The organism is Spirosoma luteum DSM 19990, assembly GCF_000374065.1.
Classification (GTDB): Bacteria; Bacteroidota; Bacteroidia; order Cytophagales; family Spirosomataceae; genus Spirosoma; species Spirosoma luteum.
The window spans coordinates 498104-520592 of record NZ_KB893246.1; the positions used below are offsets into that span (position 1 = coordinate 498104).

Annotated in this window: 15 protein-coding genes and 1 rRNA gene; 14 read left to right on the forward strand and 2 right to left on the reverse strand. The window is 41.2% G+C overall.

Features of this window, described 5'->3' with window-relative positions; all coding sequences use genetic code 11:
* Positions 1 to 151: 151 nt before the first annotated feature.
* From pdhA to gldJ, 7 genes are all read left to right on the forward strand, one after another.
* Positions 152 to 1210, forward strand: a complete 1059-nt coding sequence (gene pdhA / locus B156_RS0106635) for a pyruvate dehydrogenase (acetyl-transferring) E1 component subunit alpha (protein ID WP_026260648.1) — start codon at positions 152 to 154, stop codon at positions 1208 to 1210.
* A gap of 177 nt (positions 1211 to 1387) precedes the next feature.
* On the forward strand, positions 1388 to 2326 hold the full coding sequence (locus B156_RS0106640; RefSeq protein ID WP_018618882.1) for a ring-cleaving dioxygenase: 939 nt from the start codon (positions 1388 to 1390) through the stop codon (positions 2324 to 2326).
* A gap of 73 nt (positions 2327 to 2399) precedes the next feature.
* Positions 2400 to 3050 (forward strand): alpha/beta hydrolase, encoded by a 651-nt coding sequence (locus tag B156_RS0106645; protein WP_018618883.1) that lies wholly within the window; start codon positions 2400 to 2402, stop codon positions 3048 to 3050.
* An 11-nt stretch (positions 3051 to 3061) separates the two neighbouring features.
* Positions 3062 to 3358: a muconolactone Delta-isomerase family protein gene (locus B156_RS0106650; RefSeq protein ID WP_018618884.1), complete on the forward strand. Its 297-nt coding sequence runs from the start codon at positions 3062 to 3064 to the stop codon at positions 3356 to 3358.
* A 391-nt stretch (positions 3359 to 3749) separates the two neighbouring features.
* Complete coding sequence (locus tag B156_RS0106655; RefSeq protein WP_018618885.1) at positions 3750 to 4193, forward strand: barstar family protein; 444 nt, start codon at positions 3750 to 3752, stop codon at positions 4191 to 4193.
* Between the two features lie 101 nt (positions 4194 to 4294).
* A complete protein-coding gene (gene mfd, locus B156_RS0106660; protein ID WP_018618886.1) occupies positions 4295 to 7648 on the forward strand; it encodes a transcription-repair coupling factor in 3354 nt (1117 codons plus the stop codon).
* Positions 7649 to 7686: 38 nt separating this feature from the next.
* A complete protein-coding gene (gene gldJ / locus B156_RS0106665) occupies positions 7687 to 8943 on the forward strand; it encodes a gliding motility lipoprotein GldJ (protein WP_018618887.1) in 1257 nt (418 codons plus the stop codon).
* Positions 8944 to 9082: 139 nt separating this feature from the next.
* On the opposite strand, the gene B156_RS0106670 is transcribed toward gldJ, so the two are convergent.
* The gene (locus B156_RS0106670; RefSeq protein WP_018618888.1) at positions 9083 to 9793 is read right to left on the reverse strand and encodes a ComF family protein; all 711 of its coding nucleotides are present in this window, start codon (positions 9791 to 9793) and stop codon (positions 9083 to 9085) included.
* 51 nt (positions 9794 to 9844) lie between these two features.
* On the opposite strand from B156_RS0106670, the gene B156_RS0106675 reads away from it, so the two are divergent.
* The 5 genes from B156_RS0106675 to B156_RS0106695 all read left to right on the forward strand — a co-directional run bounded on the left by B156_RS0106675 (position 9845) and on the right by B156_RS0106695 (position 18900).
* The gene (locus B156_RS0106675) at positions 9845 to 10189 is read left to right on the forward strand and encodes a hypothetical protein (protein ID WP_018618889.1); all 345 of its coding nucleotides are present in this window, start codon (positions 9845 to 9847) and stop codon (positions 10187 to 10189) included.
* A 19-nt stretch (positions 10190 to 10208) separates the two neighbouring features.
* On the forward strand, positions 10209 to 13511 hold the full coding sequence (locus tag B156_RS0106680; RefSeq protein WP_018618890.1) for a DUF4175 family protein: 3303 nt from the start codon (positions 10209 to 10211) through the stop codon (positions 13509 to 13511).
* Positions 13512 to 13656: 145 nt separating this feature from the next.
* The gene (gene mnmG / locus B156_RS0106685) at positions 13657 to 15516 is read left to right on the forward strand and encodes a tRNA uridine-5-carboxymethylaminomethyl(34) synthesis enzyme MnmG (RefSeq protein ID WP_018618891.1); all 1860 of its coding nucleotides are present in this window, start codon (positions 13657 to 13659) and stop codon (positions 15514 to 15516) included.
* 70 nt (positions 15517 to 15586) lie between these two features.
* Positions 15587 to 16468: a class I SAM-dependent methyltransferase gene (locus tag B156_RS0106690; protein WP_026260649.1), complete on the forward strand. Its 882-nt coding sequence runs from the start codon at positions 15587 to 15589 to the stop codon at positions 16466 to 16468.
* Between the two features lie 512 nt (positions 16469 to 16980).
* Positions 16981 to 18900, forward strand: a complete 1920-nt coding sequence (locus tag B156_RS0106695) for a tetratricopeptide repeat protein (RefSeq protein WP_018618893.1) — start codon at positions 16981 to 16983, stop codon at positions 18898 to 18900.
* Positions 18901 to 18961: 61 nt separating this feature from the next.
* On the opposite strand, the gene thrC is transcribed toward B156_RS0106695, so the two are convergent.
* Complete coding sequence (gene thrC / locus B156_RS0106700; RefSeq protein ID WP_026260651.1) at positions 18962 to 20272, reverse strand: threonine synthase; 1311 nt, start codon at positions 20270 to 20272, stop codon at positions 18962 to 18964.
* A 140-nt stretch (positions 20273 to 20412) separates the two neighbouring features.
* Here thrC and pruA point away from each other — a divergent pair, with 140 nt between their 5' ends.
* Together pruA and B156_RS0106710 are read left to right on the forward strand one after the other, a co-directional pair.
* Positions 20413 to 22044: an L-glutamate gamma-semialdehyde dehydrogenase gene (gene pruA, locus B156_RS0106705; protein WP_018618895.1), complete on the forward strand. Its 1632-nt coding sequence runs from the start codon at positions 20413 to 20415 to the stop codon at positions 22042 to 22044.
* 202 nt (positions 22045 to 22246) lie between these two features.
* A 16S ribosomal RNA gene (locus tag B156_RS0106710) occupies positions 22247 to 22489 on the forward strand; the annotation flags it as partial.

The window sequence follows — 22489 nt, forward strand, 5'->3', positions numbered from 1 at the left end:
CTCAGCGAAACCAAGAGTTTCGGAAGCAATTGATATTGGCAACAAAGATACGGGCGGTTTGTTAGTAGAAATAGACTCAATCGTAAAGGGGTTGCACCAAAGCCGGGCGTTTCTTTCCGGTATACTTGTTGATTATTTGAACACATTCCTCATGGCAAGCGTCAAAGAGAAAACTCCTTCAGGGAAATCCAAGCAGAATGGTAAAGCGCCGGAAGCGGCTAAAACCCAGCATCCGAAAGAGCGGTATATGTACTGGTACGAATCAATGCAGCTACAGCGGAAATTCGAAGAAAAAGCCGGTCAGCTTTATGGTCAACAGAAAATCCGCGGATTCTGCCACTTATATATAGGTCAGGAAGCTTGCTCTTCGGGATCCTATTCTGCCCTGACTAAAGACGACAAATGGATAACCGCTTATCGCGACCACGGTATTCCACTCGCTCTCGGCTCCGATCCTAAAGCAATCATGGCGGAGTTATTTGCCAAGCAGACCGGCTCGTCTAAAGGAAAGGGCGGTTCTATGCACATCTTCGACAAATCAGTAAATTTTGTTGGGGGACATGGTATTGTTGGCGCGCAGATACCCATGGGCGCCGGCATTGGGCTCGCCGAGAAGTACAACAAGACAGGTAACCTCTGTATTACGTTTATGGGTGACGGAGCCGTACGCCAGGGTGCTTTACACGAAGCATTCAATATGGCGATGCTCTGGAAGATTCCGGTCATCTTTGTCGTTGAAAACAACGGCTATGCTATGGGAACCTCGGTTGCCCGCACTTCAAACGTCACCGATCTGTACACACTCGCCGAAGCGTACGATATGCCATCTGAACCCGTCGATGCCATGAGCGTTGAGGCTGTTCATGAAGCCGTGAGCCGTGCTGCCGAGCGAGCCAGGGCCGGGGAAGGACCGACGTTTCTGGAATTCCGCACGTATCGTTATCGCGGTCACTCCATGTCTGATCCACAGAAGTACCGGAAAAAGGAAGAATTGGAAGAATACAAGTTGCGTGATCCTATCGAACAAGTGAAAGCAACTATTTTGGAAAAGGGCATTGCCACAGAAGAAGAGTTGGCTGCTATCGATCAGACTATAAAAGCTAGGGTTGACGAAGCCGTGCAATTTGCAGAAGACTCCCCGTATCCTCCTGCCGAAGAAGCTTACAAAGATGTTTATATGCAGCAGGATTATCCATTCCTGATGGAGTAAGCATTGAAAATGTAGCTTGTATGTATGGGCTAATGAACGTGTTCCACAAAAAATGTCCTGACCAATAATCAGGACATTTTTTGTGGAACAATATACCATAAATAAATGTATATACATTAAATGTACCAACATAATTAAACTTAAAATAATAGTTTCACCTTTTTTCTAGCAAAGCACATGGAAACTTTAATTAATGGCCTTCACCATGTTACAACATTAGCGGGCGACACCCAACGGAATGTTGATTACTACACAGATATCCTTGGCCTCCGCCTTGTCAAAAAGACAGTCAATTTTGATGCGCCGGATGTATACCACTTGTATTATGGAAATGAAACAGGATCGCCTGGTACCATCCTAACGTTTTTCCCCTATGGTAATCTGCCACGCGGTCGGAAGGGTGTTGGGCAATTGACTTACACTGCCTTTTCTGTTGCGGTTAACTCACTACGTTTTTGGATGGATAGACTCCACGAGCGAAACATTTCTTACGCTGGCCCCTACAAACGATTTGACGAATCCTATCTGCGATTTGACGATTTTGATGGCATGGGCATCGAACTCGTGTTTACGAATGATGATTCCAGAACGGGCTGGAGTAACGGTCACATTCCTGTTGAATTTGCCGTACGCGGATTCCACACGGTTACGCTTAACCAACAAAACCCAGACCGCACCATCCAACTTCTGACAGAAAATCTGCAGCATACATTAGTAGGGGAGGAGGAAGGTCGATTCCGATTTAAAGCGGGTATTGGCGGATCAGGAAATTACGTTGATGTTTTACATTCACCGAATGACGTTCGTGCGCTACAAGGCGCGGGTTCAGTTCATCACGTAGCGTTCTCAACGAATTCGGATGAAACGCAGTTGCTTATTCAACAACAGTTGACAGAGTCAGGATATCAGGTTACGCCGGTACAGGACCGTAATTATTTCAACAGTATTTATTTCCGGGAGCCGGGCGGGATTTTATTTGAGGTGGCTACTAACCCACCCGGATTCACGGTTGACGAACCCATTTCAGATTTAGGTAAAAGCCTAAAATTGCCCGCTCAATATGAATCTCGTCGTGCCAAGATTGAAACGGAGTTACCCGAGATAATGTTGAAATAGATTTTGTCATCGCTTATATTCCTAAGGTAATATTCCATCAAGGAATACAAGCAACTTTCTAAACGAAATTCATATGTTACACAATTCAGCAAATTTTCAAACCGCTGGTTTACCCCTTGAAGAAGCGACGAAAGTAATGATTATGGTTCATGGCCGGGGAGGATCCGCGCGGGATATTTTATCACTTTCTAATTATATACAGGATAAAGGTTTCGCTTTTATTGCTCCGGAAGCCCAGAATAACACCTGGTATCCTCATTCATTCCTTCGGCCGATAGAAGATAATGAACCCTATTTATCATCAGCTCTTGAAACCCTGGCCGCTACCCGTGCCCGGTTACAGGCTGATTTCAATTTTAAACTGCCCCAAATTTACTGGCTGGGTTTTTCACAAGGCGCGTGTCTTATACTGGAATTTGTAGCGAGAAATGCCGCAGAATATGGTGGAGTATTCGGGTTGAGCGGTGGCTTGATTGGCCCGGCAGAAACAACAAGAAATTACAAAGGAACATTTTCTGATATGCCTGTTTTCCTAGGCTGTAGTAATAAAGATCCTCACGTTCCTGAATACCGTGTTCTAGAATCGGACCAGGTTTTTAAACGAATGAATGCGCGTGTTACAACGAAACTCTATCCAAATTTTACACACACAATTAACGAAGACGAGTTAAACATCGTTAATTTGCTAATAGCCGGAGAAGAACCAACTACGGCTTTCATTTAACGTCAACGTACATGAGCCAATACATGGTTGAATTTGATCTTCCAACTATTCTGGATGAAGGATTTGAAAATAGGATACCAGCCCAGCGACTCAAAGTAGAAGAATTGATGGAGAAAGGTTTTTTGCTGTCCTATTCACTTTCTGTCGACCGCCAGAAACTATGGTGTATTTTCAAAGCTGAATCGGAACTGGAAGTCATGGAGTCAATCTCCGAATTTCCACTAATTAAATACATGACTCCCATGATAACTGAACTGATGTTTCATAATATGGTAGCAGCTCGAATTCCCCTTTTCTCCTTAAACTAAACTAAAAGATACGCTCATTAATGAGCGTATCTTTTAGTTTAGTTTAAACCCTTTTTCGGGTGAAAGCTTCTGCTCCACTCCTTATATTTCATAACAGCTGTATATGAGTTACTATGGCTTATTGGTTCTTCTTTCTGGATGATTTTACATAGGTCTGCTGTTTCTTACCATACTAGCCAACATCCGCAAATCACCCTTGCTTAGACATTTGAGATCAGACTGATTCAATTTCGTGAAGTTGTGAAACAGCTATCCTTGCTACTACCCATTTAACCTAAAAATCATTAAGTAACCAGGGTAAAACTGGTTACATATGGTCATAATCGATTGATTATCAGTTCCACGTGGAACACAACCAAAATCACTTTCAACTCACTGCTCTCATACAAAAATGAGTCCAAACATCCTGATCTGTAATTCCGAGAGAGAGCTTGAAGCTCAGTTTTCGAATGACTTCATTGTTAACATTGATGGTAAAAAAGCATTGACCTTACGACAGTTTTATGAGGAGGCTGCTTACCTGTTGGAGATTCCAAACTTCGGATTTACACTCGACGAGTTGAGCGATTCACTTAGTGATTTACAATGGCTGGAGGAAAATAGGATTGTGCTGTACTTCACAAATACCGAAATTTTCATGAGCAAAGAGCGGGATCCAGCAAAAATATTAGGCGTAATAAATACATTAGACGCGGTTGCCGAAGACTGGAAATGGGTGGAAGATGGATTGAATGACGAAAAAGAAATTGTTATAATATTTGAGCATAGTAATCGAATACTAAATTTATTGGAAGAGGAAAGTATAAATTACAAGAATATAGACCCTTTAAATTAATGAATACTGGCAACAAATTCCGATTCATTACTGTTAATTTAATGAGCCGCTGGAGAGTACTTCAGACGGCTTTTTGTATGTTATAAATAACCTGAATCAAATTGAGATCAGAGGAATTACTCAGCTTGTATACCAGTGATAGTTTCATAAAATTGCTGGCACAACCAATAAGCGAAAAGCTATCGACAGAACTGCAGCGAGTGCAGATCAAGGGTGTAACAGGAAGCTTAGATGCTGTAATTGCGTCTGCGGTTTACAAATTGGCAGAAGGAAGTCATATCTATATTGCAACAGATCGTGAGGAGGCAGCCTACTTTTTTAATGACTTACAAAATCTACTAAGCAGGGAAGTGTTGCTTTTTCCTATGTCGTATAAGAAGCCGTATTTGTACGAAGATATCGAAAATGCCAATGTTCTTATGCGGGCAGAAGTGCTGAATAAGCTAAACCCTGCTCCCAAAGATGGTCTACTAATTGTAACTTATCCAGAGGCATTATCGGAGAAGGTTATTAACAAGCGATCACTAGCTGCGAACACACTCACAATACGGGTAGGGGAGAAGATAGATACAAATTTTGTGTCGGAGTTACTCCAAACGTACGAATTCGAAAAGACAGACTTTGTGTATGAAGCAGGTCAGTTTTCAGTTAGGGGGGGTATTGTCGATGTGTTTTCTTTTGCCAGTGAATTTCCGTACAGAATTGAGTTGTTCGATGATGAGGTAGAAGGCATCCGACTATTCAATCCAGAGACACAGCTTTCTAATGATGCAGTTGAGTTCGTCAAAATTATCCCGAACATTCAAACCAAACTTATCGAAGAGAGCAGAGAATCATTTTTTGACTTTCTTCCATCAGATATAACTGTATGGGCTAAGGACATAGAGTTCACGCTAGAGATCATTGAAAAGTGTTTTGAAAAAGCAGAACAAAGTTTTGATTCAATCTTGAATAGCAGTGGTGGCATCCAGGTAGTATCAAACCCTGGCGATTTGTTTGAAACGCGTAGGGCGTTTTTAAATGAAATAAAGAAATTCAGGACAGTTGAGTTTGGGCGGAAATTCTATTTTAAAACGGATAGCCGTCTACAATACAATTCAAAACCACAGCCATCCTTTAATAAAGACTTCAAGCGGCTAATTGAAACGTTAGGAGAGAATCAAGCCAAAGGGTACACCAACATTATTGCGGCCGAATCCTTCAAACAGATCGAACGATTACGGACTATATTCGAAGAACTTGATCCGTACGTAAAGTTCCAACCAATAAACATTGGTTTAAAGGAAGGGTTTCTGGATGAAACTTTGAAAATCGCCTGTTTTACGGATCACCAGATTTTTGACCGCTATTACAAATACCGGGTTCAGGATAAATTCTCCAAGTCTAAAGCATTGACATTGCGTGAACTAAAAACGCTGCAACCAGGCGACTATGTGACGCATATAGATCATGGAATTGGTCGTTTTGCAGGCTTGGAAAAGGTAGACAATGCCGGCAATGAACAGGAAGCTATTCGCCTGATATACCGTGACAATGACATACTATTGGTCAGTATTCACAGTCTTCATAAAATAGCAAAGTACAGCGGTAGAGAAGGTGGTCCACCAACAATGAGCAAACTTGGTTCTCAGGAATGGGAAAACAAGAAATCCCGGATTCGTAAGCAGGTCAAGGATATTGCTCGTGAACTTATAGCTCTGTATGCTAAACGTCGTTCTGCCCCAGGATTCGCTTATAGTCGTGACAGCTTTCTACAAGTTGAACTTGAGTCTTCGTTTATGTACGAAGACACCCCCGATCAGGCCAAAGCAACAAATGATGTAAAGGATGATATGGAGAAGCCACATCCTATGGACAGACTTGTATGTGGTGATGTAGGGTTTGGTAAAACTGAGATAGCTATTAGAGCTGCTTTTAAAGCGGTGACGGATAATAAGCAAGTGGCGGTGCTGGTGCCAACGACTATACTTGCTATGCAGCACTATAAAACATTCATTGAAAGGATGGCGGACTTTCCAGTGAAAATTGAATACATAAATAGGTTCAGATCGCCAGCAAAAATAAAAGAGATACTCAAAGATGTAACTTCTGGAGAGATTGGCATCCTGATAGGTACCCACCGAATTGTGAATAAAGACATAAAGTTTAAAGAGCTGGGTCTACTTATTATTGATGAAGAACAAAAATTTGGTGTAAAAACAAAAGATCGATTAAAGGAAATGCGGGTAGAAGTTGACGTACTTACCTTAACTGCTACACCAATACCAAGGACGTTGCACTTTTCATTGATGGGGGCTAGAGACTTATCAGTTATTGCGACTCCTCCGCCTAATCGCCAACCAGTAACTACGGAGGTACATCCTTACGATGAAGCCAAAATTCGTGATGCAGTCAGTCTGGAAGTTCGCCGGGGGGGGCAGGTGTTCTTCGTTCACAACCGTGTAAGCGATATAGAATCAATCGGAAATTTGATAATGAGGTTAGTGCCCGAAGCCCGGGTTGCTGTAGCTCATGGACAGATGGAGGGTGAGAGGCTGGAACGGGTTATGACTCGATTCATTGAAGGAGACTTCGATGTGTTGGTATCCACAAACATTATTGAATCAGGGCTTGATATCCCCAATGCTAACACCATATTAATAAACAATGCCCACTATTTTGGTCTATCGGACTTGCACCAAATGCGGGGTAGGGTAGGCAGGTCAAACATAAAAGCTTACTGTTACTTGCTGACACCAGCGTTATCTGGGTTGACGGCTGATGCCCGCAAGCGACTACAGACGCTTGAGGATTTTTCTGATTTAGGAGAAGGCTTTAAGATAGCAATGCGTGATCTGGATATACGGGGGGCAGGAAACTTATTAGGAGCAGAGCAAAGCGGTTTTGTGAACGATCTTGGCTTCGAAATGTACCATAAAGTATTGGATGAAGCAGTTCAGGAGCTGAGGGAAAGCGAATTCAAAGATCTTTTTGAAACCAAACCGGGAGATCTGAAACTGTCACTTCCAGATACCGTAATCGAAACAGATTTACAGGTAGTGATTCCGGAACGGTACGTTTCCAATATATCGGAACGCCTGGCGTTGTATACTCGGTTAGATAGTCTTCAGAACAGCGAGGAATTAAGCGCATTTCAGCAGGAAATGATAGATCGTTTTGGTCCGACGCCAACAGAAGTGAAGAATCTGATAAAAATGGTTGGAGTTCGTTGGAAAGCAGAGCAGTTATATCTTGAAAAACTGACACTTAAGAATAATATCCTCAAAGGGTACTTCGTTTCTAACGGGAATGACGACTTCTTTAAGTCCGACCTTTTTGGCAAGGTAATTGAATACGTCCAGCATAACCCAACAAGATGTTCACTGAAGGAATCAAAGGGAAGACCAATTTTTACCCATTCTGACGTGTTATCTGTGGACGAACTGGATGACTATTTGGGTAAAATGATAAACTAAAAAGATTTTTGCACCTGTATTTTTTATAGAATAAAGCAATGATTCAAAAGTATCACCTGCAACGAGCAGCCTATGTATTACTGGCAACGGTAGCGCTGGCATCTTGTAAATCAAAGCATCCAACGAGCGTACAACCTGGTAAGAAAAGCACAGCAACAGGGATCGCTTATAATGAGAAAGATGGTTTTCAGGTAAAAAAGTTTGCTGGTCAAAAGGCTGGTCCAAACCTGGTTTTCATTGAAGGTGGCCGCTTCACCATGGGTGCGCTTGAGGAGGATGTCATGAATAGTCGTGACAACCGTGAGCGGACAGTTTCTATCCAGTCTTTTTACATGGATGAAACAGAAATGGCGAACGTTCATTACCTCGAATACCTAAACGCCATCACGCGTGATTCGTCGGAAGAAGTAGTTAGAGCAGCTTTACCTGATACAACCGTTTGGGCTAATCCTCTTTCTTTTAATGACTCGTACGTAACCCAGTATCTTAGATATCCTGCCTTCCGATATTATCCTGTAGTGGGAGTATCTTGGGTACAGGCAAGTGATTATGCTGTATGGCGGTCTAACGCGGTAAATAACGAGCTTGCAAAAGGTGGTGGTGAAAAGAAAAAAGGTGGTTTTTCTCTGAAACGTAAGTCTAAAAAACAGGAAGAACCAGCTTTGGCTGAAGCCACAACCGCAAGTGCAGCTAAACCAAGTTTAGAAAGCGGCATGATTTTACCGGATTATAGGTTACCAACAGAAGCGGAGTGGGAATATGCTGCAAAGGCTTTGATTGGAACCCAATATATGGACGAGAATCAAATAAATCAACGGATTTATCCGTGGGATGGCTCTTCCGTTCGTAACCCCAAAAAAGGAAGAAAGCAGGGTCAAATGCTCGCCAACTTTAAGCGTGGACGGGGAGACTATGCCGGTATTGCGGGTCGTTCGAATGATGGAGCTATTATAACAGCAGAAATATACGCTTATCCGGCAAACGATTTTGGACTGTATAATATGGCAGGTAACGTGAATGAATGGGTATATGACGTTTATCGTCCATTGTCTTATCAGGATGTAAATGATTTGAACCCTATTCGCCGAAATGGTTATCTTGATGAAGCTAAAAATTATGATTCTAAGAGCAAGCAGTCATTGATTGATGACCGTCTGCGGGTGTACAAAGGTGGCTCTTGGAACGACGTAGCTTATTGGCTTTCTCCTGGTACCCGCCGTTTTCTGGACCAGGATTCAGCAACGGCTATGGTTGGTTTCCGTTGTGCTATGATTGGTGTGGGACGCAATAAGTAAGCTTTATTCAAAACGAAATAGAGCGGTTACCCATTTTGGGTAACCGCTCTATTTCGTTTTAAAGGGTTAGCATTCCAACAAGCCTCATCTATATGTAGCTTTAAATTGCCAACATTTATCGCTTAAACACTAAATGTTTTCAGCTTCCAGCAACAGCAAGGGTTAAAATACTTATTGACATACAATCAAACTTTAGTAGTTCAGTAGCACAGGATTCAAGCGTGGCACCTGTTGTTAAAACGTCATCGACAAGCATCACATTTTTGCCTCGAATAAGTTCAGGGTTCTTAACGGAGAAAACAGACATAACGTTTTCCCACCGTTCCAGCCTATTCTTGTGTGTTTGTGACTCTTCGAAACGATTACGAAATAGCACATTATTATAAATGGGTATCTGTAGCGCATCGGCTAAACCCATTGCGATCCATTCTGACTGATTGTAGCCTCGTTGCTTAAACCTATCAGTATGTAAGGGTACAGCTATAATCAGGTCTATGTTGCTAGTGTGCTCACACTCCGCCATCAATTGGTTTCCATACCAATTAGCTAACTCTTTCGCAGCTTCCTTTTGTCCTTTGTACTTAATGTGATGGATCAATTTTTGAACGATACCACCCTTCTTGAAGTACAAATAAGAGGCTATAAATCTTATGGGCACTTTTCCGGCAAACTTGTTGAGAAGGTCTTGATCATAAGGTTCGCGGTGTTGGCCTGTTTCTGGTAGGTTAATCCTACAGGAAATGCAAAGAATGGACTCTCTACTTTTCAGTGATTGGCTACAACCCAAACATAATGTGGGAAAAAGCTGATTACTGAAGTTTGTTAATAATAAATGTATAAACCGAAACATGCTTTCTATTCGTTTGTATGTAAATTAGGAAGATGAATTTCTGACAGCAAAATGAACGTAAAAAATATAGATGATCTTTGGACTGAGTTACTTAACAACATTCAATCACTTGTTGGTAAGCGACCAAGCGATCTTAATTCAGTGCTTTTCTTGATTGGGGTACATGAATTAGGCAGAGGACCAAAACGTTTCTCTAAAGAAGCGAAACAGGACTTAATGCACATTGGAGTCTGTAGTATATTGAGTCAATCTGGGTATTACAGTTTTGAGGGTTACGATAAAGACGGTTGGCCCCATTGGATTTTAGATAAACCTATACCACATCATGATTTACAAACGCAGGAAGTTTTTTTAAAAGAGCATATAATATCTTACTTTAATAATCTTAAAGTTTAACGATTCAACTTTAGTTACTATGCAATCATCAACTGCTTACTCGGCTCTATTACAACGCATAGACGAATATAAAAAACGCTATTTCCAGAATCAGTTAATAAAAGGGGGGCTGTTTTTCACGGCCTTGCTAGGCAGCGCTTACTTGTTTATTAACACAGCTGAATTCGTCGGGCGATTTGATTCGTTTGGTCGGGGAATTTTGCTTTTCGGTTTTTTATTGACAGTCCTTACTGGTCTGTATCTATTGATAATACGACCATTATTGAGGCTTTATGGGTTAAATAAACCTTTGTCAAACGACGAGGCTGCTCAACAAATAGGGCAGTTTTTTCCTGAGATAGGGGACAAGCTGCTAAACACACTGCAGTTACAGCGAATATCCTTGGCTCAGAATGACTTGTTACAAGCCAGTTTGAATCAGCGCTCAAACCAGTTACTCATTAACAGATTTGCAAACGCTATCCAGATTAGCCGCAATCGGGAATTTCTCAAATATGCTATTCCCCCCCTTGCAGTTATTCTGATTGTGTTGATTATTAACCCTACCTTTTTCACTAAGTCATCAACTCGCCTTGTTAATTATGATAAGGAATTTATTGAGGAAGCACCATTCAAATTCGCCATTCAAAACAAATCGCTGAAAGCATTTAGAAATGAGGATTTTTTGCTAAATGTAAAGCTCACAGGTGATGCACTACCACAAGCTGTTTATTTAGTAGCAAACGGAACACGTCTCAAGCTCAACCAATCGGGCGATAAATACACTTATAATTTTGACAATATACAACGGGACCTCGATTTCCATCTGGAAGCATCAGGGTTCAATTCCTCAAAGTATACTATTTCATTGCTAGACCGACCTTCTGTACTCTCATTCAATGTCAAGCTAAATTATCCTGCATACTTGAATAAGTCGGATGAGCAACTATCAAATGTAGGTAACTTGCTTGTACCACAAGGTACAGTGGTAAACTGGGAGTTTGATGCTGATCATACCGATTCTCTACTACTTCGTTTTAATACTGAAGCGAGACCAATGATTGCTCGGTTAATAGAAAATAACAAGTTTGTCTTGAACAGACGACTAATGCAGAATTCTATTTATACAGTCTCCTTGAAGAACAGTCAAATAGCCTCCCCCTCCTTGATTAAATATAATGTGCAAATTATTCCCGACCGTTACCCACAGATCTCGGTCAATCGAATTCAGGATACGACTACATACAATTATATTGCGCTATCAGGGTTGGTCTCCGATGACTATGGCATTTCCAGACTTAGGCTCAACTATAAGATCAACAGGAATGGAAAAGAATCCCAAATGTTTGTAAAAAGCATTCCTGTCAACCAATCTACAACTTCTCAGAACTTTAATTTTAACTGGTATCTTGACAGCCTTAAACTAAACAAGGAGGATAAACTGGAATATTTCGTTCAGGTTTGGGATAACGACGGAGTTAACGGCCCAAAATCAAGCCGTTCAGAACAGTTGAATTTCATTATCCCTTCCGCAATTGAAGTTCAAAAACAGATCGATAAATCAGCAGAAAGAACAGAAGAGCAAATAGATAATGCCTTGAGTAAAACACAGGCAATCAAGAAGGAACTGAACCAAATGGAGGATCGAATGCGGACCAAAAAGTCATCTGATTTCCAGGATAAAAAGCAACTTCAGGATGTTTTACAGAAGAGAGAGGAGTTGATGCGTGAAGTTCAAAAACTTCAGGAGCAGTTTCAAAAGACAAATGACACTCAGCAGCGGTTTGCAGAGAAAAATCAGGCAATACAGGAAAAGCTGGATCAACTTCAAAAGCTATTCAAAGATCTGCTTGATCCAGAATCGAAGCAATTGTATGAGCAGTTAAAACAACTTCTGGAACGTAAACAGGATGAAAAAGCTTCAGACTTGCTGGACAAATTAAGCCGAAAAGAGCGTAATATGGAGCGAGACTTGGATCGAGCCTTAAAACTCTTTAAGCAAATGCAATTAGAGCAGAAGGTAAATAATGTTGCCGAAAGTTTGGAGAAACAGGCGGAGAAGCTGGAACAGCAGGCAGAGGAGAATAACAAGAAAGATGAAACTTCCCAAGAGCAACAGCAGCAACAGGAAAAATCGCAGGAGGATTTCAAAAACACACAGGAACAACTGGATGAGTTAAACAAACAAGCGGAGAAGGATGACCTTAACAAACCTGATCCGTCAGAAAATGAGCAGAAGGAAATTGAAAAGAGTTTGGAAGATGCCACAAAGAGCATGAAAAGCAATAAGGGTAAGCAGGCAGCTTCTAAACAGAAACAATCAGCTAAGTTAATGAAAGCGATGAGCAAAGCCATGAAGGAGTCAATGCAATCAACCGAAATGGAAGAGATGCAGGAAAACATGGATGATCTTCGCAACATCCTTGACAATCTCATCACACTATCCTTTGGGCAAGAGAGAGTCATGAAGGATTTTCGCGGGATGAGTCTTCAGGATCCGCGTGTTACTAAACTTTCCCAGGAACAATTGAAACTTCAGGATGATGCTAAAATAATTGAGGATAGCCTGAATGCACTAGCTAGCCGAGTTGTGCAGATTGAGTCTTTCGTTACAAGGGAGTTAACTAACATGAAATCCTATATGGATGAAAGTGTCCAGCAGTTGCGTGATCGCCGACTCAGCATGGCATCTTCGAAGCAACAATTTGCTATGACTTCGATAAATAATTTGGCTTTGATGCTGAGTGATGTTCTTAAGAATATGCAGCAACAAATGAATGCTATGGCTATGCCAGGGAAAGGTAAGGGAAGCAAAAAAGGAGAGAACCCAGAAGGGATGGGTGAAATGCAAAAACAGCTGAACGGTAAAATGCAGCAACTTCAAAAAGGAGGCAAGTCAGGTAGGGGGCTGTCAGAAGAGTTATCTCAGATGGCTGCTCAACAAGCCATGATCCGACAAATGCTTAAGAAACTTGAGGAAAATGCAAAGGGAACGGAGGTTGGGAAACAGCAGGAGAAACAAGTAAAGGAGTTGATGGAAAAGATGGATGAAACTGAAACCGATTTGGTTAACAAGCGCATTAATCCAAATACTATCAATCGTCAGAATGAAATTCTGACTCGCTTGCTCGAGTCAGAGAAAGCCCTTAAGCAGCAGGAGGAAGACCCTAAGCGTCAGGCTGAGACTGCTAAATCAACTAAGGTAAGTACCCCCAGTTTTTTCGACTCAACAAACGCTCAACTTAAGAGCAAGCAAGTTGAGGTGTTGCGTTCAGTCAATCCCAGTTACAATCTATTCTATAAAAAGGAAGCAAACCAATACTTGCAGAAAGTAAGCAAGTAAACGTTCATATTGTAAAAAGACATTGGCTTAGCACTAAAGTCAGTGTCTTTTTTGTTTCAGATTATATCGCTTAATTTTTAGCACTTTAGAGAATTTAAAGCTTTTCAAATAGTTTCCACGTGAAACATTTTAGAAAAAAAGTAAAATGTATTTAAACTACGATGTAATTGTTGTTGGGGCAGGCCATGCCGGGTGTGAAGCTGCAAACGCAGCAGCAACTATGGGTGCAAAGGTTTTATTGGTAACAATGAACATGCAAACTATTGCCCAGATGTCATGTAATCCAGCAATGGGTGGAGTTGCAAAAGGACAGATTGTTCGGGAGATAGATGCCTTAGGTGGAATGTCAGGAATTCTTAGCGACAAGAGCATGATACAATTTCGTATGCTTAACCGTTCAAAGGGTCCAGCCATGTGGAGCCCTCGTTGCCAAACCGATAGAAATCTATTTGCCTGGGAGTGGCGGAAAGCATTAGAAGCAAACATTAACATTGACTTCTGGCAAGACACTGTTAACGAGGTATTGGTGAAAGAGGGGAGAGTAGTTGGCGTACGAACTGGTTTAGGCATTGAGTTTTCTACTAAGGCAGTCGTGCTAACAAATGGTACGTTTTTAAACGGAAGAATGTTTATTGGGGAAAAAGTTTTTGGGGGAGGTAGAACAGCCGAACGAGCGGTAACCGGTCTAACAGAACAACTCGTGAATTTAGGCTTTGAGTCTGGACGAATGAAAACAGGAACACCACCACGCGTTGACGGCCGAAGTCTAAATTACGATTTAATGGAAGAACAGGAAGGTGACGAAAACCCCGGCAAATTTTCTTTTTCAGACACGCAGCCATTAACTAAGCAACGTAGTTGCTGGATAACATACACTAATCAGTCAGTCCATGACGAACTTAAAATTGGGTTCGAAAAGTCTCCAATGTTTACTGGCCGAATTAAAGGATTAGGGCCTCGATACTGCCCATCAATAGAAGATAAAATAAATCGATTTGCGGACAAAGACCGGCATCAAATCTTTGTAGAGCCTGAGGGGTGGGATACAGTAGAAGTGTATGTAAATGGATTTTCCACATCTTTACCAGAATCGGTGCAGTACGATGCACTACGCAAAATTCCAGGTTTTGAAAATGTAAAGATGTTTCGCCCTGGATATGCGGTAGAATATGACTTTTTCCCACCAACACAACTAAATCAAAGTTTGGAAACGAACTTAGTCAGTAACCTTTTCTTTGCTGGTCAGATTAACGGGACAACTGGCTATGAGGAGGCTGCCTGTCAGGGACTGATGGCGGGAATAAATGCGTACAGAAAAATCAATGATGAAAGTGAATTTACATTGAAGCGGTCAGAAGCCTATATCGGTGTGTTGATTGATGATTTGACGACGAAAGGCACTGAAGAACCGTATCGTATGTTCACGTCCAGAGCGGAATATAGAACTTTATTACGGCAGGATAATGCAGACTTAAGGCTAACCGAAAAAGGGTACGGTATTGGCTTAGCGTCACAGGAACGATATGACACGTTGATTGCCAAACGCAATAATGTAGAGCGATTAACCGAATTAATACGACAAGCAAAAGTTCAACCTGATGAAATCAATGGCTGGCTCAGCGAGAAAGGATCATCGCCGTTACGGGAGAGGAGTAGTTTATACACCTTGATAAAGCGACCTGAAATCGGTTTTGAAGAAGTAAAAGCCCTCCTTCAAAATGTTGCTGAGAAACCAGCGACCAATAATGAAATTATAGAGCAGAGCGTCATTGAGATAAAGTACGAAGACTATCTAAATCGTGAAAAACAGAATGCAGAGAAATTGGACAAATGGGAAAATCTGTCCATCAATCCAACTTTCGATTATGATTTGTTAAAAGCATTATCTTTCGAGGGTAAGGAGAAACTAAAAAAATCACGACCAGCAACAATTGGACAGGCATCAAGGATAAGCGGAGTTAGCCCATCAGATGTTTCCATTTTATTAGTTTACATGGGCCGTTAACCTCAATTGTCCCGAACGTTGTGAGGTTTGGGCAGGAGTCTTGTATGTTCACTCAAATTATTTTTCTGGTTTGGAAGCAGTAACTGAATGCCCAATTTGCGATAACGTAGAATTCAAGTCCTACTTAACATGTCGTGATTATTTGGTAAGTAATGAGAAGTTTATCATTCAGGAATGTATATCATGTGGGTTTAGATTGACCAACCCTCGCCCTGACGATAAATCAATTGGTAATTATTACAAATCAGAAAACTATGTATCACACAACGATGAAAGCGGTGGATTCATAAATGTAATATATCGTACAGTGCGTAGTTATACACTTAGTTCTAAAACACGCCTGATAAAGAAGATAAATGGGGGAGAAGGCAAGCTGCTGGATGTCGGTTGTGGTACAGGTTCCTTTCTCGAGGCTTGTAAAAGTAGTGGCTGGCAAATAGCAGGTGTAGAAACAGATTCAACTGTTAAAGCTTTAGCGCAGGAAAAATTAAAAATTCAAGTACATCAAGATCTAAGTGAGATACCGAATAAGGAGTCGTTTAATGTTATCACTCTTTGGCACGTACTGGAACATATACCCAATTTAAACGATGCGGTCAGACGGTTATCAATGATGCTGGCCCCAAATGGCACATTGATAATAGCTGTTCCAAATTCCAATTCATATGATGCTAATTATTTCAAAGAGTACTGGGCTGCATACGATGTTCCCCGCCACTTGTACCATTTTACACCTTCAACAATTGAAAAGCTAATTAATAAATATAAGCTTCAGGTAATTGAAACGAAGCCAATGGTATTTGATGCTTTCTACATTGCCATGCTGAGCACACGTTATCAAACAGGTAAAACAAATTACATAGAGAGTCTTAAAGTGGGACTTAGATCAAACGCTAAAGCTCGTAAAACAGGTGACTCATCGAGTCTTATTTATATAGTTAAGAAGCTTTAGCTGTCTCTATGTGTAAAAACTAAATACATATACATATTATGTAATGGTGTATACTTTGAGTGTAAGACTCACATTGAAATTAGCCATTCAGATTTCATCTGATAAACAACTAACAACAAGAGTTTGAACTTGTGTTGGAAATATCAGGATAAGCCACAGTTTTCGTTTTATTGGTTGTTCTGGTAAAGGTCAATTCAATATTAAAAAAGTAAAACTTTTGTGTGTATAACACTGTGTATAAGTTAATCTCTCTGGTGGAAAAGTTGTTTACAAGAGCAAATAACTATGTGGATGAATGTTGGGGTAATCCACATAGTAGTCGTGAAAGAAAGTGAATGTGGAGAAACGCTTACGAACTACAATCTGTTCAACAAATTTTCCCCAACAAAAAATGTTAACAACTATTACACACAAATCCACAGGAGCTAATAATAATTAATGTGGATAACATGTTATTAATCTGATAATGAACGCGTTAAAAGTGGATAACCAAGATGTTATTTTGAACTCGTATGCTTATCTTATCCACAAAGAATGGTATAAAGCGTGAACAACTTTTTTGTTCACATATCCACATGAACAATAGTTATAGTAATGTTTCTTTTAATAAAGCTTTATATATAATGTTAATAAGGATTAAAATTATTACTGCTGTAACATGGGTGCTATCCATTGGGATTGCATGGGGTCAGACGGGAACATCCCTTGCAGATGAATACTATAAAGCTGGGGAATATGAGAAGGCAGCAAATGAATACGTGAAACTGTTGAAAACTGAAGTGACCTGGACAAGGCTAATTCGGTATGTGACGAGTCTTGAGAAAACCAACAAAACCGAGGAGGCACTCAAATATCTTCGAAAGCAAGTTCGGAGCGATCAGCCAAATCAATATTATTATGAAGTATTGACCGGCCAGATAGCTACGCAACAGGGTGATACAACATTAGCGAACAACCAATACGCAGCGGCTATTAAATCGGGAAAATCATCAGTGGCTAAGCTGGAAAAGCTGGCAGTGGCATTTAAGGAGTCAGGAGAGGGTCGCTGGGCGATCAAATCACTAGAAACGGCTAGAGAGCTCAGTAAAGACCCAACGTCGTACAGCGAGGATCTAATGACCCTGTATCGAACCGCCGGTCAAACGGAAAAAGCTATAGACGAAATAATAATGACCAGTAAGCAGGCAGACAAAAAAGAAACTGTCCTGGCTACGCTGCAAGGGTTCCTGAACACTAAAGATGAGCCACTGGTTGAAAAAGCGTTGTACGCCAAGATTCAACAGGAACCAAATGAACTGGCATACAACGAGTTATTAATTTGGTATTTTGTACAGAAGCAAAAATTTAGTAGAGCCTTACTACAGGAAAAAGCAACAGACAGACGCTTGAAGCTAAATGGGAGCAGACTATATGATCTTGGTATGCTGGCCATGAATAATAAGGAATATAAGACTGCTGCTGAAGCATTTGAATATATTAGTACTACGTATCCCCAGGGGCAGCTTTATCCATTTGCCCGAAGATTAGTTATCAGTGCCAGAGAGGAAGAGGTTAAAAATACATACCCAATTGATAAAGCAGAAATCAGAAAGCTAATTAGTGATTATCAACGAATGCTTCAGGAAATTGGGACGAACAGCAAAACCCTGGAAGCATTAAGAAGTACGGCTAATTTGTACGGAACTTATCTGGATAGTAAAGACACCGCATTAACTGTACTGGATTTAGCCATTGATTTAGGTAAGACCGATAAGAATTTTGTTGATCGTTGTAAACTCGACAAAGGAGATATTTACTTATTGAAAGGAGAGCCATGGGAGTCTACGTTGCTTTATTCGCAAGTAGAAAAATCGCAGAAAGAAGAACTGTTGGGATATGAAGCCAAGTTGAAGAACGCCAAACTTCACTATTACAAAGGAGAGTTTACAGTGGCGAAAGACCTATTGGATGTTTTAAAATTGGCGACCTCAAGGGAAATTGCCAACGATGCCGAACAACTGAGTTTGCTGATAGTCGATAATACAGGGATGGACAGCACTGAAGCAGCCATGCGGGAATATGCCTCTATTGATTTGTTGCTCTTGCAAAATAAGACTGATGAAGCGATAGACTCACTAAATCTAATGTTAAAAACGTATACCGATCATACAATTTTAGACGAGGTGCTGTGGCTTAGAGCAAATACTTACTTAAAACAGGGTAAAAACGCCGAAGCGTTAGACGATTTGAAAAAAATAATCAGTACCTACCCTAACGACATATTGGGGGACGATGCTCAGTTTACTCAGGGGAAAATATACGAAGAGAGACTGAAGGATAAACAGGCAGCCATGGATGCTTATCAAAAAGTATTGACCGGGTATCCAGGTAGTATTCATGGTGCAGAAGCCCGGAAGCGATTTAGGGCACTACGTGGTGACACCGTCAATTAAATTTTGCTCCGCTTAAGGAGAGGCCCCGTAATCACTTTAAAGTGATTACGGGGCCTCTTTGCTATGCAACGGTCTGTAGTAGTGAATCCTTGAAAGCTTCGTAATTGGCAGGAATTTTAACACTATATTTCTCTTTCTCAGCAAGAATAGCCAGTCGCTCTGGAACATCAACTGATTGGCCAATGACTTCCTCCACCAATAACTTGAACTTGGATGGATGGGCAGTGGCCAGGGCAACGCCAAAATAATCATGACTAGATTTTTTTGAATACGCTTCTAATCCCATAAGTCCGATGGCCGTGTGTGGACAGGCAACATAGTTGTATCGATTATAAATCTGTTTGATACCAATTCGAGTTTCATCATCGCTAAAAAAATAGCCGGAAATATTTTCCTTAAAGTGCTTATAATCATTATTGTACAAGTACGAAAGTCTGGTAAAATTACTAGGGGTTCCAACATCCATAGCATTGGAAATAGTTGCTACGGATGGTCTTGGAAGATAATTTCCAGTTTCTAAATACTTGGGAACAATGTCATTGAGGTTCGTAGAGGCAATGAAATGCTCAACCGGCAGCCCCATCTTCTGAACCATGACGCCAGCCGTCAAATTTCCAAAATTTCCACTAGGAGTTGAAAAAACAATCGATTTCCCAAATTTTCGGGCTTGTCCATACGCTCGAACATAATAAAATCCCTGAGGTATAAGCCTGAAGATGTTAATAGAGTTAGCCGAAGAAAGAGGAATTTGGGCGTTAAGTTCGTCATCAGTAAAAGCTTCTTTTACAATAGCCTGACAATCATCAAATGAGCCTTCCACCTCAAACGCCTGCACATTGCCACCCAAAGTGGTTAGTTGTTTCTCCTGCAAATCACTAATTCGTCCGCTGGGATAAAGAATGGAAACTCTAATGCCCGGCACGTTGTGAAAACCCATTGCAACAGCCCCACCGGTATCACCTGATGTAGCTACCAGAATGTGAACTTCTTTATCACTAATCTTCAGGTAATAAGACATTAAAGCAGCCATATAACGGGCGCCAACATCCTTAAAAGCCAACGAGGGGCCATGAAACAATTCCAGTACGCCGGTTTGACCCGGCTGTAAATCAACAAGTGGTGTATCGAATGGAAATGCATTATGAGTTAGTTCCTCCAGGTCAGTCTTGCTTATTTCGGCACCGAAAAGAGCCTTACTAATCTCAAATCCAATATCTGCTAAAGACTGTGACGCAATTGTGTTGAAAAAATCAGGCCTTAGAATGGGCAAAGGAGAAGGCATATATAAACCCTTATCAAAAGGCATACTCTGAAACAATGCCTGTTCAGATGTAACAGTCTTCTGTGGATTATTTGTACTATAAAAGCGCATGAGTAGTAGTAAAATGATAATACAAAGTTCGGAAAACCAGTCGAATGAATTAGAATGAAAGAATGAATTATAGAAAACAAATGGGAAATAGGGTATAGTATAGCTAATCCGTAAATTTGTAAAAACTAGAACACTTCATTATGTCTACCGGAATATTCAACGTACCACCACCAGTAAACGAACCAGTAAAAGAGTATCGTGCAGGGTCTTCAGAACGTAAGACTATCGAGCAGGCTTTGGCCGATTTCAGAGCTAAAGAAACGGATATACCAATGTATATTGGAGAAACCGAAGTTCGAACTCAAAACAAATTACGTATTGCCCCTCCTCACGACCATAAGCATACGCTGGGCTATTTTTATGAGGGAGATGCTAGTCACGTTGAACAGGCGATAGAAGCCGCTTTATCGGCACAAAGTGCCTGGGCTAATTTAAAATGGGAACACCGGGCTAGCATATTTCTAAAAGCGGCTGATTTAATTGCCGGCCCATACCGCGCTCAAATTAATGCAGCGACAATGCTTGGCCAATCAAAAAATGTTTATCAGGCAGAAATAGATTCAGCATGTGAATTAATCGACTTTTTGCGGTTTAACGTCTATTTCGCTGATGAAATATATCGCCAACAACCGGCATCATCTCCCGGTGTCTGGAATCGATTGGAATACCGACCATTAGAAGGCTTTGTTTTTGCATTGACACCTTTCAACTTCACGGCCATTGCTGGAAATCTGCCTACTTCTGCAGCTCTAATGGGAAATACAGTTGTATGGAAACCGGCTTATTCTCAAATACTCTCAGCCAAAGTAATTATGGATGTTTTGCTGGAAGCCGGTTTACCCAGTGGCGTGATTAACTTAATCTGTGTTGATGGGCCGGTAGCTGGGGACGTAATTTTTAATCATAAAGACTTCGCAGGCATACATTTTACGGGTAGCACAGGAGTTTTTCAGAAAATATGGGCAACCATTGGAGCCAATATTCACAAATACAAAAGTTATCCACGGATTGTGGGTGAAACAGGCGGTAAAGATTTTGTATTAGTTCATGAATCAGCCAACATAGATGAGGTGGCAACGGGCTTAGTTCGGGGGGCTTTCGAATACCAGGGGCAAAAATGTTCAGCGGCTTCTCGTGCATACGTACCATCAACACTGTGGCCTGCTGTAGAAGAAAAGATGAAAAAGTTTTTGGGAGAGATCAAAATGGGTGGCACCGAAGATTTCACCAATTTTATCAATGCCGTTATTGATGAGAGAGCATTCAAAAAAATTACCGCTTACATTGATGAAGCCAAAAAAAGTGATAAAGTGAAGGTTATAGCGGGTGGAAATTACGATGATGCAGTGGGTTATTTCATTGAGCCGACAGTATTGCAGGTTAATGATCCCAACTATCGAACGATGTGCGAAGAGATTTTTGGTCCCGTACTATCAGTATACGTCTACGAGCCAGAAGAATTTGATAGGATCATAGATATTGTTGACACAACATCTCTTTACGCGCTCACAGGGTCAATCTTTGCTAAGGATAAATATATAGTTGATCTGGTAACGAGTAGGCTTAAGAATGCTGCGGGTAACTTTTATATCAATGACAAACCAACAGGAGCAGTAGTAGGTCAACAACCATTTGGGGGAGCAAGGGCTTCGGGTACCAACGACAAAGCTGGATCAGCACTTAACTTATATCGTTGGTTATCAGCCAGAACGATTAAAGAAACATTTGTGCCGCCAAAACATTACACATACCCCTATCTTCAAGCCGACTAAATTTTGAAAAAATTATAAAAAAACATTTGCGAAAAGCAGGTTAATACCCTTACCTTTGCAGTCCCAAAACACAGGGAGGGCCAACAACGGTTGGCCACCATCTCGAAAGAGAAACAGTTCTTTGACGTATTGACATTAACAGGTTAGCACTAATTAAGGCTATAAACATCGTGATTGACTTCGGTTAATCACACAATTATTTACGATGGAGAGTTTGATCCTGGCTCAGGATGAACGCTAGCGGCAGGCCTAATACATGCAAGTCGAACGGAAGTAGCCCTCGGGCTGCTTTAGTGGCAAACGGGTGCGTAACGCGTAAGCAACCTGCCTTCTACTGGGGGATAGCCCGGCGAAAGCTGGGGTAAACCCGCACGGTCCCACCGAATCACCTGGTCTGGTGGGTAAACATTCATGGGTAGAAGAGGGGCTTGCGTCTGATTAGCTA

Excerpts from the sequence above, each read along its gene's own strand:
- B156_RS0106680 (WP_018618890.1), top strand. The coding sequence starts at position 10,209 with ATGCAATCATCAACTGCTTACTCGGCTCTATTACAACGCATAGACGAA.
- pdhA (WP_026260648.1), top strand. The coding sequence starts at position 152 with ATGGCAAGCGTCAAAGAGAAAACTCCTTCAGGGAAATCCAAGCAGAAT.
- B156_RS0106640 (WP_018618882.1), top strand. The coding sequence starts at position 1,388 with ATGGAAACTTTAATTAATGGCCTTCACCATGTTACAACATTAGCGGGC.
- thrC (WP_026260651.1), bottom strand. The coding sequence starts at position 20,272 with ATGCGCTTTTATAGTACAAATAATCCACAGAAGACTGTTACATCTGAA.
- mnmG (WP_018618891.1), top strand. The coding sequence starts at position 13,657 with ATGTATTTAAACTACGATGTAATTGTTGTTGGGGCAGGCCATGCCGGG.
- B156_RS0106695 (WP_018618893.1), top strand. The coding sequence starts at position 16,981 with ATGCTTATCTTATCCACAAAGAATGGTATAAAGCGTGAACAACTTTTT.
- B156_RS0106675 (WP_018618889.1), top strand. The coding sequence starts at position 9,845 with ATGAACGTAAAAAATATAGATGATCTTTGGACTGAGTTACTTAACAAC.
- B156_RS0106645 (WP_018618883.1), top strand. The coding sequence starts at position 2,400 with ATGTTACACAATTCAGCAAATTTTCAAACCGCTGGTTTACCCCTTGAA.
- B156_RS0106670 (WP_018618888.1), bottom strand. The coding sequence starts at position 9,793 with ATGTTTCGGTTTATACATTTATTATTAACAAACTTCAGTAATCAGCTT.
- B156_RS0106650 (WP_018618884.1), top strand. The coding sequence starts at position 3,062 with ATGAGCCAATACATGGTTGAATTTGATCTTCCAACTATTCTGGATGAA.
- pruA (WP_018618895.1), top strand. The coding sequence starts at position 20,413 with ATGTCTACCGGAATATTCAACGTACCACCACCAGTAAACGAACCAGTA.
- gldJ (WP_018618887.1), top strand. The coding sequence starts at position 7,687 with ATGATTCAAAAGTATCACCTGCAACGAGCAGCCTATGTATTACTGGCA.
- B156_RS0106655 (WP_018618885.1), top strand. The coding sequence starts at position 3,750 with ATGAGTCCAAACATCCTGATCTGTAATTCCGAGAGAGAGCTTGAAGCT.